Below are 14,041 nucleotides of genomic sequence, written 5' to 3'. Positions count from 1 at the left end.
ACTGCACACGTATTAACTAAACGCGCTCCGATTGCTCGGGGCGCGTTTAGTTTTTGTGGGTGGAAGAGTTTGAGCAGGCTAGGCGTGCCCGATTGCGGTTGCGCGTCGGTGCGGTGGTCGTGCTTGTTTTGGTCGCGCTCGGCTGCGCTGTGCTGGCCACAGCTCTCACGGTGCGACCGGATGCTGCTGAGATTTCTCGGGGAGAGCCCGGAGAATCTGGGGGCGAGTTTTCGCTTGCTGCGGCATCGGTCTATGTGCATGTCACGGGGGCGGTTGCCCGTCCCGGCCTTTTTGAGCTCGCGGATGGCGCCCGTGTCATCGATGCGATCGCGGCGGCTGGCGGGTTCACGGAGACCGCCAATCGCGAAGAACTTAATCTGGCGCGGCTGTTGACCGACGGCGAACAATTCGCTGTACCCGAAGTTGGTGAAGCTGAAACGGATGCTGCGGCATCCGATTCGCGAGTGAACCTGAACACAGCAGATGCGGCAGCGCTCGACACGCTACCTCGGGTCGGCCCGGCGATGGCAGATCGTATTTTGGCGTGGCGCGAAGCTAATGGCCGCTTCACGAGCATCGATGACCTGCGTAACGTGTCTGGCATCGGAGACAAAACTTTCGAGGGACTGCGCGAGCTGATTACCGTATGAGTCTCGATCTGCGGCTGAGTTTGCCGGTAGCGTTCGCGTGGCTTGTGGCAGTGCTGGCGATTGGCATGCCGCAGTGGGCTACTGCGGGCGCCGTCGGGTTGTGGCTAGTGGCGGGAGTGATGGTCGCGTTGGCCCTCAATTCCGGCCGATCATGGCTGGCCAGTGTTGCTCTCGCGTGTGCTCTTGCGGCCCTCTGTGCGACCTCCGTTGCAGTGCACGCGGATGCTCGTCAGCCACCGGCGTTGAGCGATCTTGCCGACAGCCATGCGCAAGTAGAGGTGCGGGGAACAACAACCTCTGCGGTTCGCACTGAGATCGATTACTTCCACGCCCAGTTGTCGTCGCTGGTTGTTGATGGAGAGACAGTGCCGCTGAGCTCGCCGGCACTGGTCTTCCGGGACAGTGATCGGTTCGGCGCGAGCAACTTGTCTGTTGCAACCGATACCGGCGAAGCGAACGGTGTAGGTGCTGGGCTGCCGGGCGACAAGTGGGGGATCGGCGTCGAATTCTCGGTGACGGCGACTCTCGCGTCGACGGAGCCAGGCGATGGGCGAGCAGTCTTGGTCTTTTCGTCAGGGGAGGCGCTGTGGCACGCTGATCCGCCGGCGTCGCTCGAGTGGGCAAACCAGTTGCGGCGCACCTTTGCTTCGGCAGCACAGGTGCTTCCGGGAGGAGGTGGGCAACTGATCGGAGGACTCGCGATTGGAGATACCGCAGCCGTTAGTGAGCAATTGGATGCGGCAATGAAGACGAGCTCGCTCAGCCACCTCACTGCGGTATCGGGAGCTAATTGCGCAATCGTTGTGGGGTTAATCATGGCTCTTGGTGGCAGGATCGGTGCCCATCGTGTGTTGAGAATTGCGCTCTCTGTTCTCGTTCTTCTCGCATTCGTCGTTGTCGTGACACCGGATCCGAGCGTTTTACGCGCGGCGCTCATGGCAACACTGGTGCTCATCGCTTTGGGCAGCGGTCGGCCGATTCGAGGTATGGCGGTGCTGTCATTGGCCGCGATTGGTCTCCTCATCTTTGACCCGTGGTTGTCTCGCAACTTCGCGTTTGCGTTGTCCGTCTTCGCGACCGCCGGGCTGTTGCTCTTTGCTGAACCGTTGGCTCAATTTCTTGGGCGGTGGCTACCGCGCTGGTTGGCTCTTGTCATTGCTGTGCCCTTAGCAGCGCAGCTCGCGTGTCAGCCTGTGCTGCTCCTACTGCAGCCCACTCTTCCCACCTATGGGGTGATTGCCAACGTCTTGGCGGCCCCGGCGGCACCGATTGCAACAGTGGTCGGATTGGCGGCATGCGTTGCGCTCTCACTGTTCCCACCCATCGGGATCGCTCTGCTGTGGATCGCCTGGGTGCCCTCTGCGTGGGTTGCCGCCGTGGCTACCTTCTTTGCGGATGCCCCGGCGACTCGCATCCCGTGGTGGGAAGGATGGGTGGGTGTTGCCGCGCTCAGCACCCTCACCGTGCTTCTGTTGGCCGCGTTGGTGATGGGGCCACCGTGGCGCTGCCGAGCGCTCACTGCACTCGTCCTCGTGTCGACCCTTGCGGGTGCCACTGCAGCGGGAATGGGAGTCAGTGCAGCAATGTCGTGGCCGCGAGAGTGGCAATTCGCCCAATGCGATGTCGGTCAAGGAGACGCTGTTGTTGTACGAAGCGGCGCACAAATCGCTCTGATCGACGTAGGGTCCGATCCTGAACGCCTCAACTCCTGTCTTGCCCGTTTAGGTGTAAGCAGAATCGATTTGCTCGTTCTGACTCATTTTGACCACGACCATGTTGGTGGCGCCGACGCGGTACTGGGAAAGGCGGAGACGGTGCTTGCCGGCCCGACGGGATCAGCGCAAGATCAGCAGTTGCTTGATGCCCTCACGGCATCAGGGTCGCGGGTGCTGTCGTCCAGCACAGGAGACCGCGGGCAGCTTGGTGAACTGTGGTGGAAAGTACTGTGGCCGGGCGAACGTCTTGCCGGGATCGATCCGGGCAATGATGCCAGTGTGGTGATCGAGTTTCGTCCACGACCCGACTGCGAACGGCAGTGCCTCAGTTCGGTGTTCCTCGGTGACCTTGGCGAGAGCGCTCAGGCGCGACTATTAGGCGAACACCAGCTGTCGACAGTGGATGTTGTCAAAGTTAGCCATCACGGTTCCGCTGACCAGTTTCCGCCGCTCTATGTCGCGCTCAATGCCACTCTCGGATTGGTCGGGGTCGGAGCAGAGAACGGTTACGGGCATCCGACCGCCGATGCCCTTGACATGCTTGAGGAGGCCGGAATCACGGCAGTGCGAAGCGACACCGCCGGACTGGCACTGGTGTCTCAGGGGAGCCGCGCTGGGGCGGTGCGCTTGTGGTCGGAACGGCGCGTCGGTGGGCGAGGATAAGCTGGGGTCGCAGTTCTAAGTGAGGAGTCTCGTGGCCGCCAAGCCCCCAGCACGTACGCCGGCTAAGTCCAAGGTCGCTATCCCACAATTGACGTGGAACAACGTGCGACCGGCACCGATCGTACTGGTCAGTGGCACTGAAGGTTTTCTTGCGGACCGTGCGATCCGATTGCTGCGCGACACCCTCAAGATTGAGGATCCCAGCCTCGAAGTCAGCGACCTTGAGGCAGACCAGTACGCGCCTGGCGAACTCATCAGCATGGCTAGTCCTTCGCTCTTCAGTGAACCTCGAATGATCCGCATCACGAACGTCGAAAAGTGTTCCGACGCGTTCATCACGGAGACGCTGAAGTACTTGGAGGCTCCCGCTGACGACACCTATGTTGTGCTTCGTCATGCGGGCGGAGTGCGTGGCAAGAAGTTGCTGGACGCGATTCGCTCAGGCACAGGGGGTGGCATCGAGGTCTTGTGTGTTGATCTCAAAAAGGATGCCGAAAAGTATGACTTCGCTGCCGCCGAGTTCTCCACCAAACGTCGCCGCGTAACCCCGGGTGCGCTTCGCACTCTAGTCTCGGCATTTTCGGCAGATCTCGCCGAGCTTGCTGCAGCCTGTCAGCAATTGATCGCCGACGACGCCGATGAAATAAACGAATCTACTGTTGCCCGCTACTACTCAGGGCGGGTTGAAACGAGCGCTTTCAAAGTTGCAGACTCTGCCATTGCCGGCCGCTCTGGGGAAGCATTGGTTTTGTTGAGACATGCGCTTGCTTCTGGAGCTGACCCGGTTCCGATTGTTGCCGCTTTCGCCTCAAAAATTCGCACCATGGCAAAACTTTCTGGCGGCTCAATGTCGTCGGGCCAAGCTGCGAAGACTTTCGGCATGGCACCGTGGCAAGCAGATCGGGCCATGAAAGATTTGCGGGGCTGGAGTGATGCGGGGCTTGGCTCCGCCATTGAGGCAATTGCCGATACGGATGCTCAGGTTAAAGGTTTGGGGCGAGACCCTGTCTTTGCGCTCGAACGCATGATTTCGATTGTGGCGGCTCGCGGCATCCACTAGCTAGTCGTATCCTCTGGCCGGTCGCGCTTCCTGCGTGCACGACTTAACGACAAACGCCCCCAGCCGCGAACGGTGGGGGCGTTTTGTTTTCGGCTTTGCGCCGATCAGAGGTCTTTAGAGTGCTGCTACCTGCTTGGCGATGGCCGACTTGCGGTTCGCTGCCTGGTTCTTGTGCAGGATGCCCTTGCCGGCTGCCTTGTCAAGGGTCTTGGTTGCTGCGACGAGACGTGCTGTTGCGGTCTCTTTGTCGCCAGCCTTGATCGCTTCGCGAGTTGCGCGGATAGCCGTCTTGACCTGGCTCTTGACCTGGCGGTTGCGGTCTTGTGCCTTCTTGTTGGTACCAATGCGCTTGATCTGCGACTTAATATTTGCCACGTTGAGGTGCTTTCTTGTTTGTGGATCAGAGATGGTGGGCGGCCGTGGAAGAGAATCGGTGTTCTGATTCCCGGCCGCGATGCGCATACTGTTCGACGAAGAACGTTATGCATAAGCCAACAGGCAACATTACCAGCGCGGTGGAGCTATGGCAATTGCGGAGCAATTGCGCGACCCCAGCGCCGGACAAACTATGTTTGTTCGGTTCCGGTGGAGCTATGGCAATTGCGGAGCAATTGCGCGACCCCAGCGCCGGACAAACTATGTTTGTTCGGTTCCGGTGGAGCTATGGCAATTGCGGAGCAATTGCGCGACCCCAGCGCCGGACAAACTATGTTTGTTCGGTTCCGGTGGAGCTATGGCAATTGCGGGGCAATGGACATAGGCGTTGGTCCGTGTGTTGTCCTGCTTTCACAGGCTAGTGCAGCGGGGTTTTCTTTGCTGGTCTGCCACGCCATTCGTGCTGGTTTTGCTGGGTGTGAAGGTATTTCCCGCTAGTTATTTCGGGGGTTATCCCGATTCCTTGAGTGTTGGTGGTTTTCTATCGTCGAGGTATGACTTCTTCAACTATTTCCGATACTTCCGATTCGACTGTGGATTCTTCTGCGGTGGTGCTTTCTTCGTCTGGTGAGCAGGGCTCGAGCGCTGATTCACCTGCTGCTGGTTTCGCTGCGTCTGCCGATGCCGCACCTCAAGCATCCGGCCCGTCTGTAGCTGCTTCGTCCCGCCCGGCGCTGAGCTCGACTCGCACGATGAGTATTTTGGCGTTGAGTTTGGGTATTGCGTCGTTCTTCTTTGCCCAGAGTGTTGTTGTGCCGTTGGCGGCGGTGATCTTGGGTGTTTTTGGTCTTCGGGATGAGCCTTCGGGTCGCAGTTTCTCGGTCTGGGGCATTGTTTTGGCGTGTGTGGCTACCTTTGGATGGGTTGTTCTGCTGGCGGCGGGTGCTGTTCTTTCGTTGCCGTTCCTCTTCTTGGCAGCGTTCTAGAGCTTCAGAGGGGCTGCGTTTGGCCGCTAGTTGGCGGGTTGCCTAGGGCGAGTGTCCGGCGATGACCTGCCGTTTTGGTTGCGTGCGCGCAGGATGCCCGGTCTCATGGGAGAATTGGGCGGATGTCTCCTCGCGCCTCTTACACACTTGAGCCTGCTTCGACCGATCCCGCGTTTATCCGCAACTTTTGCATCATCGCGCATATCGATCACGGCAAGTCCACCCTCGCTGACCGCATGCTGTCGGTCACGGGGGTTGTTAGCGACCGCGATATGCGGGCTCAGTACCTCGACCGTATGGATATTGAGCGTGAGCGCGGCATCACGATCAAGAGCCAGGCTGTTCGTATGCCGTGGGCCCTTACTGATGAAAACGGTAAGGAGCAGGCATACGCACTCAACATGATTGATACCCCTGGCCACGTTGACTTCACTTATGAGGTGTCCCGTTCGCTTGCGGCGTGTGAGGGCGCAATTCTTTTGGTTGATGCGGCGCAGGGCATTGAAGCTCAGACGCTGGCGAACCTGTATTTGGCTATGGAGAACGATCTGACGATCATTCCCGTACTCAACAAGATTGATCTTCCTGCGGCCGATCCCGATAAGTATGCCGATGAGATTGCTGGCCTGATTGGCTGCGATCCGTCAACAGTTCTTCGGGTGTCCGGCAAAACGGGTGTGGGTGTTTCTGAGTTGCTCGATGAGGCGACGCGGTTGATTCCGGCCCCGATCGGCGATCCGGATGCTCCGGCCCGCGCCATGATTTTCGACTCGGTGTACGACGCTTACCGTGGCGTTATTACCTACGTTCGCATGATTGACGGCAGGATGACGCCGCGCGAAAAGGTCATGATGATGTCGACGAAGTCGGCTCACGAATTGCTCGAGATTGGCGTGAGCGCACCTGAACCGACACCGACAAAGGGTCTTGGCGTTGGTGAGGTTGGGTATCTCATCACCGGTGTGAAGGATGTGCGCCTGAGCAAGGTTGGCGATACTGTCACCAACTTCGCGAAGCCGTCTACGGTTCCGCTGAAGGGCTATTCCGAACCGAAGCCGATGGTCTTCTCGGGTTTGTACCCGATTGATGGCTCTGACTATCCGGTGCTGCGCGAGGCTCTTGACAAGTTGAAACTCTCGGATGCTGCGCTCGTCTACGAGCCTGAGACGTCTGTTGCTCTTGGCTTCGGTTTCCGTTGCGGATTTTTGGGGCTGCTGCACTTGGAGATTGTGCGTGAGCGGCTCGAACGTGAGTTCAACCTCGACATGATCGCCACGGCGCCGTCGGTGATTTACGAAGTAATGGGTGACGACAAGAAGTTCACCACTGTGACGAACCCGAGCGAATTCCCTGGCGGCAAGATCGCTAGTGTGAGCGAGCCGATGGTGAAGGCATCCGTTCTTACACCGAAGGATTTCGTCGGTACGGTTATGGAACTCTGCCAGTCTCGCCGCGGCACCATGCAGGGCATGGAATATGTCGGTACCGACCGCGTGGAGCTTCACTACACGATGCCGCTCGGCGAAATCGTTTTCGACTTCTTTGATCACTTGAAGAGTCGAACGCAGGGCTATGCGAGCCTCGACTATGAGCCAAGTGGACATCAGGAAGCCGACCTCGTGAAGGTGGACATTCTTCTTCAGGGTGAAGCTGTTGATGCGTTCAGCGCGATCGTGCACCGCGACAATTCGTATGCCTACGGCGTGCTGATGACCGAGCGCTTGAAGAAACTGATTCCGCGTCAGCAGTTTGAGGTTCCCATCCAGGCAGCGATCGGCTCCAAAATCATCGCGCGTGAGTCAATTCGCGCGATGCGCAAAGACGTTTTGGCTAAGTGTTACGGTGGCGATATCAGCCGCAAGCGCAAGCTCCTCGAGAAGCAAAAAGAGGGCAAGAAGCGTATGAAAATGGTGGGGCGCGTCGAGGTTCCGCAGGCTGCTTTCATTGCAGCGCTGTCTGGTGAAGTCGAAGCCGGCAAAGAGAAGAAGTAGACGAAGTGGATGCCCGCACCTACCCCAATGCGCCTGTTACGTACGGCGCGGTGGGTGCCACGCGTGGCAGCACTTTTACCGCTCTTCCTCCGAAGGGCTTCCGTCGCGTTGAGCGCACGGCCAGAATTGGTCACGGCGATGAGCGGTGGGCTTTCGCGCACCAACAAATTTTGACGTGGGGTGTTAAGCGCCGCAGTGGTTTCGGTGTGACCGTGTTGCCTCGCGATCCCGCCGGTGAACCGCTCGATCTTTCGCACGACAATGATGCCCACCCCAAAGTTCGCCCCGGTGACACCATCGTGCTCACGGTAGGGCGAGGTCTGTTCGCGGCCCACGAGCCAGTACGCGTCGTTTACGTTGTTGATCAGCCAACGGTCGCTGGTTTTGCTTATGGAACCCTAGAGGGTCATCCCTTGCGTGGTGAAGAGTCATTCATGATTGAGCGCCGCGACGACAATTCGATTTGGATCACTGTTCGTTCGTTCTCACGACCGTCGTCAACCAAATGGATGTTGCTGTCGCCGGCCTTGCGAGTTTTGCAGTACGTAGTGGTTGGCCGCTATTTGCGAGCGCTTGCCGGCCCCGTTACTTCGACTTAGTCCCGCGTGGCAAGCTCGGCGATGATTCCGATCACGTCGTCGATGCCCGACTCTAGGTCGGAAATGACCAGTCGAGCGTTGGTGTTCCGGAGATCGGCAACGGAGAATGCTCCGGTGGCGACGGCGATAAAGGGCAATTGCGCGCTGTCAGCGGCTAGCCCATCATTCGGGGTGTCACCGATGATGACGTGCGGTCCGGCACCGAGCAGGGGTGCGACGAGCGAGGTGAGGTGTGAGCGATTGGGCGATCGATCACCAAAGAATGAGTTCTGCCAGTTGAAGTCGTTGAGGGAGTAGCCGGCGGCCAACAGTTTGAAGCGCGAGTGCTGAGGGCCATTGCCGGTGAGCAGCGCGTTTGTCCAGCCGTGTCGTGAGACTTCGCGCAGCGCCCGTTGACCTCCGGCGACGGCTTCGCGAGTGAAGCCGAGGTCGTGCTGGGCTTGCGTCCGACTGTCGAGTTCGGTGAGCAGATCATCCAACATCGCGGGGGAGTGTCCATTGAGCTGCAGCAGTTCGGCGAGCAGCTGTCCCTCGGTCATGCCGTGCGGGCTAGCGATCCGTCGCTGTGGTGGGGCGCCGGTGACGCGAGTGAAAGCGTCGACGTAGACCGTTGCACCGTCTCGAGAGTTGTGGATGAGGGTGCCGTCGATGTCCCAAAGAATGTGCGTTGTCACGGTGACATTCTCCCATGACCGAGGTGCGACAATTGAGGTTGTGCCTGCATGCAACTGCTGGGGCACGCTCGTGTGATCAGCTGTTTAGGGGACTCGTTCGTGCCAGGTGCTTTGCCCATTGCCGACCCAGCACCCCTTGACGGCGCGCTACCAGAAAGCGCTGCCGCCGGTTCTGAGAACCGTCAGTGGAGTGTCTACATTCACGTTCCGTTCTGTCGGGTTCGCTGCGGTTACTGCGATTTCAATACGTACACGAGCGAAGAATTGCGCGGAGCGAAACGGTCTGACTACGCAACGGAAGCGATCGCTGAAATGGCATTGGCATCCACCGTGTTGTCCCAGGCTGGCGTTGCTCCCAGAAAAGCGTCGACAGTGTTCTTTGGCGGCGGCACTCCAACGCTGTTGCCCGTGACCGACCTCACTCGCATGCTCGCTGCCGCGCGCGATACCTGGGGTTTCGCTTCGGATGTCGAAGTGACCACTGAGGCGAACCCTGATTCTGTTGACCGCGATTACCTGCTGGCGCTCAAAGATGCCGGATTCACGAGGGTGTCGTTTGGAATGCAGTCGGCAGTGCCCCATGTGCTGGCAACGCTGGAGCGCACTCACGACCCCGAGCGTGTGCCTCACGTTGTGGCGTGGGCTCGCGAGGTGGGGCTCGATGTGAGCCTCGATCTGATCTACGGAACTCCGGGCGAGACTTTGCAGGATTGGGAGCGTTCGCTTGATCACGCGATCGCGCAGAATCCTGACCATATTTCGGCCTACGCGCTGATTATCGAAACGGGCACGAAGTTGGCGGCACAGATTCGCCGCGGAGTTGTTGCTGCCGTCGATGATGATCTTCAGGCTGACATGTACGAATTAGCGGAGTACAAGCTCAAGGCTGCCGGGTACGAGTGGTACGAGGTCAGCAACTGGGGCAAGGCAAGCGATGATCCTGAGGTCAGCAACACTAGTCGCCACAATGTGGGCTACTGGTTGGGCAATGACTGGTGGGGTGTTGGCCCTGGCGCGCACAGCCACGTCGGAGGAGTGCGCTGGTGGAATGTGAAACACCCGGCCGCGTATGCGGATCGTATCGCCGCTGGTCACTCTCCGGGGGCAGGTCGAGAGACGCTCGCTGACTCCAGCAAGTATCTGGAACACGTCTTGTTGCGCACCCGGGTGCGCAATGGGCTTCAGATTGACACGCTCGATGCCGAAGGTCGTACCGCGGTCGCTGGGCTGATTGCCGAAGAGCTCGTCGAAGCACGAGCCGCACTGAGCGGAACGATTGAGCTCACACTAAAGGGGCGCCTGCTCGCGGATGCCGTAGTACGACGACTGCTCGCTGACGCCCCTATTTAGAGCGATGGGTCTGAGTTATTTAATGAACTCGAACGTGAGTGGGTAGCTGTAGGCCTGCCCTTTGTTCGCGGCGATTGCAGCGATGATGCTGAAGATGACGATCAGAACGGCGGCCGCGACAATAATAAGGAAGCCGATTCCGACGATGGTGAGAATCCCGCCAAGGAACATCGCGATATACATCGTGATTTGAAAGTTGAGTGCAGTGCGAGCGTGGGCGCGCACGAACGGTCCGCGGTCTTTGAAGACGAGGTAGCCAACGAGCGCTGAAATGAATCCCAAGAAGATTCCACCGATGTGAATCAGTGTTGACCAGAGCTTCTCATCGCTTGGACTCATCGGTTGGATCGGTGCGTACGGAGAGCTGGTGGGAGGTGTGGAATCTGACATGACTCCATTAAACCCTGCATTGGGCAAAAGAATAGCCCCGAGAGCCGAAGCTCCCGGGGCCGAGTCTTTTTCAGCGGGTAACTACCGCGTTACTTGATGAGACGAAGAGCGAAGGGGTAACGGTAGTGATTGCCGTCCTTCGCCTTGGTGAAGCCGACGATCGAGAAGATGATCGCTACAACGACCAGAGCAAACCAGAGCAAGCCCTGGATTGGCGCGAAGAGACCGAAAGTGACTGCGGAGAGGATCGAACCGAGGATCGCGACGGCGATCTGCGCAATGGTCAACGTGATCTGGAAGTTCAGCGCTTCCTTGGCTTCCACATTGGTGAAAGCTCCGCGGTCTTTGAAGACCAGCCAGATGATGAGCGATGGCAGGAAGCTGAGGATTCCGCCCAAGTGAGCGAATGACGCCCACTGATTGTCCTCTGCCGTGGTCAGTTGAGCGGCAGGCTGCGGTGCGGCGGGCTGCGGATTTGCGTCAGTCATGAGTTCGTGCCTTTCAGGTGAACAAGGGAACTTCCCGGGTTTCATCAAAGTGCTCGGTGTGCCACCTGAGCATTTCCCCGAAGGGGTAGCGCTCAAGTACAGAGACACGCTAGCGCTAATGAGTTGCGCGGTGCAACGGTTGTGTCACGGAGTGTCGAGTAAGATTGGCAGTCGAACGGATTGAGTGCCAATCAAGAGAGGTGGGTGGTGGCATGGTTTCCGCCCGCGGACTTGACGTGCTTCGAGTCATCGTGCAGGACTACGTTGCTACGCGCGAGCCTGTCGGATCCAAATCGATAGTCGAGCGTCATTCCTTTGGGGTGTCTGCTGCAACGATTCGCAACGACATGGTTTTGCTCGAAGACGAAGAGCTGATTACCGCTCCTCACACCTCATCTGGCCGGGTGCCAACAGACAAGGGCTATCGCGTATTCGTCGACCAGCTCGCAGATCTCAGGCCGCTCACTAGCGCCCAACGTCAAGCAATTGAGTCGTTCCTGGGGCAAGCAGACGATTTGGACGACGTTCTTGCGCGCACTGTTCGCATGCTGTCTCAGCTAACGAACAGTGTCGCGCTTGTGCAGTATCCGTCTCTTGCTACGGCTCGGGTGCGCCACGTTGAGCTGGTCCCCATTAGTTCTTCGCGAATTATGACGGTGTTCATCACCGACTCCGGGCTCGTCGAGCAGCGGCTCATCGATGTTTCCGAACCTCTCGACGAGGTGTTTCTGGGCGAGATGCGCGCAAAGCTGAATTCGGCGCTCCACGGCCAGTCGCTTCCTCAGGCGGCGGAGCGGCTCGCGAATTTCGCGGATATTTTTCCTGTGGAACGTCAGGCACTCGTCAGCCAGGTGGCATCCAGCTTGATCGAACAGGTATTGGCTAATCGCCATGACAAACTTGTTCTCGCGGGCACAGCAAATCTTGCGCGAACCGAGCAAGACTTCTCGGGAAGTATTTTTCCTGTTCTTGAGGCAATAGAAGAGCAAGTGACGTTGTTACGGCTCTTTGGAGAAATGCAAGTAACAAGTGGGTCCGTTTCCACGCGGATCGGACGCGAGAACGCAGAATTTGGGTTGGAAGAGACTTCGGTCGTCACGGGTGGGTACTCCTCGTCTGGCGGCGGCATTGCACGCCTCGGTGTGCTTGGTCCAACCCGCATGGATTATTCGAACAACATGGCAGCGGTTCGCGCGGTAGCGCGCTACCTGTCGCGACTTTTGGAAGAAAACTGAGCTCGTAAGGAGCAATCGGAACTTTGGCAGATCACTACGAAGCACTGGGCGTTGCCCGCGAGGCCACGCCAGAAGAAATCAAGAAGGCGTACCGCAAACTCGCTCGCGAGTTGCACCCCGACGTCAACCCGAGCGCAGATGCATCAGAGCGGTTCAAGTCCGTCACGCATGCCTATGACGTGCTCAGCGATCCGCAGCAACGTCAGCAGTACGACATGGGTGGAAGCGGCGGATTCGGCGGCGGTGCGAACTTCGGATTCGGCGACATCTTCGAGACCTTCTTTGGTGGCGGTGGTGGCGGACAATCCGTTGGACCACGCTCGCGACGGGAGCGGGGACAAGATGCGCTCTTGCGGGTTGAAGTCAGCCTGAAAGACACCATCTTCGGTGTCTCACGGGACATCGAGGTCAACACAGCTGTGCTCTGTGAAACGTGTGAGGGAAACTGCTCAGCTCCCGGCTCATCTCCAGTGCGCTGCGATATTTGTCAGGGTAGCGGCCAGATCCAGCGCCAAGTGCGCAGCCTTTTGGGCAACGTCATGACGTCGAGTCCCTGCGGCACATGCCGCGGATACGGCAACATCATCGTGAACCCGTGCGCCACGTGTGCCGGCCAAGGTCGCGTGCGCGCACAGCGCACCATTTCGGTTGACATTCCGGCCGGAGTCGAAACCGGTTTGCGGTTGCAAATGCCCGGTCAGGGTGAAGTCGGCCCGGCAGGCGGCCCGAATGGAGACCTCTTCTTGGAGATGAAAGTCCGTCATCACGACGTCTTCAGTCGCTCAGATGACGATCTTCTCGCAACCGTCGAGGTGCAGATGCTCGACGCGATCTTGGGAACCACCGTCACGCTCGATGGTCTCGATGACAAAGTCGAAGTTCACATCAAGCCTGGCACTCAGAGCGGTGAAGTTCTCACGGTCAAGGAACGAGGAATCACGAGCCTTCGCGGAGGCGGTCGAGGTGACTTGCGCTTGGGCATCCAAGTGGTCACACCTACCAAGTTGAGTGGTGCCGAGCAGACCTTGATCAAACAACTTGCTGCCATTCGCAAGAGCAAAGAACCGCATTTTGCTGAATTCCAGCAGGGCCTGTTCGCGAAGCTTCGCGATCGGTTCCTGTAGGCGACGACCGTGGCGCACCTGTACATTGATGAAGAGCTCGACGACGCGCAGGTCGGCGATACGGTTTCGCTGACGAAAGCGGAAGCCCGCCATGCGGTGACAGTCTCACGCCTCAAGGTTGGCGAGACGATTGCGATTAGCAATGGTGCTGGGCTCACAGTTTCGGGGCCCATCACGACTGCCGAACACACAGAACTCAGCATCGAAGTAGCCGAGACGCACCGCACGCCACGCAGCACCCCTGCGGTGTTTCTCGCTCAAGCATTGGCCAAAGCCGACCGTGATGAGCTTGCGGTTCAAGTAGCGACCGAACTCGGCATTGACGGTGTGATTCCGTGGACGGCAGCACGAAGTATTTCGCGCTGGCAAGGCGCAAAGGTCGCGAAAGGACGCGATCGGTGGGCGGCAATTGTGCGTGAAGCGAGCAAACAGTCGTTACGCACGTGGTTACCTGACGTGCTCGATCTGGTCACAACGAAACAACTGGCTGATTTTGCGTCAAGCACGCGGATGCTCGTCCTCGAGCCAACCGCGACCGAAACTCTCGCTGACCTCGTCGTGGACGATCGCGACATCGTGCTTGTCGTTGGGCCAGAGGGCGGGGTCGCTGACCACGAGTTGGAGCTTCTCACCGCGGCCGGAGCATCCACTGTTCGACTGGGCAGTGAAGTCTTGCGCACGTCCACCGCTGGCCCTGCTGCCCTCGCTGTGCTGAACGTCAAACTTGGCCGCTGGGCCTAG

14 protein-coding genes are annotated in these 14,041 nt (G+C 58.7%); 10 read left to right on the top strand and 4 right to left on the bottom strand.

Features of this window, described 5'->3' with window-relative positions:
• The first annotated feature begins 59 nt into the window (after nucleotides 1-59).
• The 3 genes from AC061P_RS08135 to holA are packed head-to-tail and all read left to right on the top strand — an operon-like array spanning nucleotide 60 to nucleotide 4,088.
• Nucleotides 60-650: a helix-hairpin-helix domain-containing protein gene (locus AC061P_RS08135; RefSeq protein ID WP_449646889.1), complete on the top strand. Its 591-nt coding sequence runs from the start codon at nucleotides 60-62 to the stop codon at nucleotides 648-650.
• Entirely contained in the window at nucleotides 647-3,028 is a 2,382-nt protein-coding gene (locus AC061P_RS08130; protein WP_480390878.1) for a ComEC/Rec2 family competence protein, read from the top strand. Before AC061P_RS08135 ends, AC061P_RS08130 begins: the two co-directional genes overlap by 4 nt.
• Nucleotides 3,029-3,059: 31 nt before the next feature.
• The gene (gene holA / locus AC061P_RS08125) at nucleotides 3,060-4,088 is read left to right on the top strand and encodes a DNA polymerase III subunit delta (RefSeq protein ID WP_480390877.1); all 1,029 of its coding nucleotides are present in this window, start codon (nucleotides 3,060-3,062) and stop codon (nucleotides 4,086-4,088) included.
• A 114-nt stretch (nucleotides 4,089-4,202) separates the two neighbouring features.
• Here holA and rpsT read toward each other — a convergent pair whose 3' ends face one another.
• Nucleotides 4,203-4,463 (bottom strand): 30S ribosomal protein S20, encoded by a 261-nt coding sequence (gene rpsT, locus AC061P_RS08120; protein WP_449646886.1) that lies wholly within the window; start codon nucleotides 4,461-4,463, stop codon nucleotides 4,203-4,205.
• Nucleotides 4,464-5,017: 554 nt separating this feature from the next.
• Between rpsT and AC061P_RS08115 the strand changes: the two genes are divergently transcribed.
• The 3 genes from AC061P_RS08115 to AC061P_RS08105 all read left to right on the top strand — a co-directional run bounded on the left by AC061P_RS08115 (nucleotide 5,018) and on the right by AC061P_RS08105 (nucleotide 8,039).
• Nucleotides 5,018-5,449: a DUF4190 domain-containing protein gene (locus AC061P_RS08115; RefSeq protein ID WP_480390876.1), complete on the top strand. Its 432-nt coding sequence runs from the start codon at nucleotides 5,018-5,020 to the stop codon at nucleotides 5,447-5,449.
• A 122-nt stretch (nucleotides 5,450-5,571) separates the two neighbouring features.
• Nucleotides 5,572-7,440: a translation elongation factor 4 gene (gene lepA, locus AC061P_RS08110; protein ID WP_449646884.1), complete on the top strand. Its 1,869-nt coding sequence runs from the start codon at nucleotides 5,572-5,574 to the stop codon at nucleotides 7,438-7,440.
• Between the two features lie 5 nt (nucleotides 7,441-7,445).
• Nucleotides 7,446-8,039, top strand: coding sequence for a DUF1990 family protein (locus tag AC061P_RS08105; RefSeq protein ID WP_480390875.1), 594 nt, complete (start codon nucleotides 7,446-7,448; stop codon nucleotides 8,037-8,039).
• Here AC061P_RS08105 and AC061P_RS08100 read toward each other — a convergent pair.
• Nucleotides 8,036-8,713 (bottom strand): HAD family hydrolase, encoded by a 678-nt coding sequence (locus tag AC061P_RS08100; protein WP_480390874.1) that lies wholly within the window; start codon nucleotides 8,711-8,713, stop codon nucleotides 8,036-8,038. The two genes, AC061P_RS08105 and AC061P_RS08100, sit on opposite strands and share 4 nt — an antisense overlap.
• A 99-nt stretch (nucleotides 8,714-8,812) precedes the next feature.
• Here AC061P_RS08100 and hemW point away from each other — a divergent pair, with 99 nt between their 5' ends.
• Nucleotides 8,813-10,063, top strand: coding sequence for a radical SAM family heme chaperone HemW (hemW, locus tag AC061P_RS08095; protein ID WP_480390873.1), 1,251 nt, complete (start codon nucleotides 8,813-8,815; stop codon nucleotides 10,061-10,063).
• 15 nt (nucleotides 10,064-10,078) lie between these two features.
• Here the strand turns inward: hemW and AC061P_RS08090 are convergent, their stop codons facing one another.
• Nucleotides 10,079-10,453, bottom strand: a complete 375-nt coding sequence (locus AC061P_RS08090; protein WP_480390872.1) for a DUF4870 domain-containing protein — start codon at nucleotides 10,451-10,453, stop codon at nucleotides 10,079-10,081.
• A gap of 89 nt (nucleotides 10,454-10,542) precedes the next feature.
• Nucleotides 10,543-10,941, bottom strand: a complete 399-nt coding sequence (locus tag AC061P_RS08085) for a DUF4870 domain-containing protein (protein ID WP_480390871.1) — start codon at nucleotides 10,939-10,941, stop codon at nucleotides 10,543-10,545.
• A gap of 212 nt (nucleotides 10,942-11,153) precedes the next feature.
• Between AC061P_RS08085 and hrcA the strand changes: the two genes are divergently transcribed.
• Genes hrcA through AC061P_RS08070 form a run of 3 tightly spaced genes read left to right on the top strand, consistent with a single transcriptional unit; the run spans nucleotide 11,154 to nucleotide 14,041 of the window.
• On the top strand, nucleotides 11,154-12,176 hold the full coding sequence (hrcA, locus tag AC061P_RS08080) for a heat-inducible transcriptional repressor HrcA (RefSeq protein WP_480390870.1): 1,023 nt from the start codon (nucleotides 11,154-11,156) through the stop codon (nucleotides 12,174-12,176).
• Nucleotides 12,177-12,199: 23 nt separating this feature from the next.
• Nucleotides 12,200-13,300: a molecular chaperone DnaJ gene (dnaJ, locus tag AC061P_RS08075; RefSeq protein ID WP_449646877.1), complete on the top strand. Its 1,101-nt coding sequence runs from the start codon at nucleotides 12,200-12,202 to the stop codon at nucleotides 13,298-13,300.
• Nucleotides 13,301-13,309: 9 nt separating this feature from the next.
• Entirely contained in the window at nucleotides 13,310-14,041 is a 732-nt protein-coding gene (locus AC061P_RS08070) for a 16S rRNA (uracil(1498)-N(3))-methyltransferase (RefSeq protein ID WP_480390869.1), read from the top strand.

Source organism: Rhodoglobus sp. G.S.4, assembly GCF_056619605.1.
Note: the sequence above shows the minus strand (reverse complement) of the source record. Positions and strands in the feature narration are given on the sequence as shown.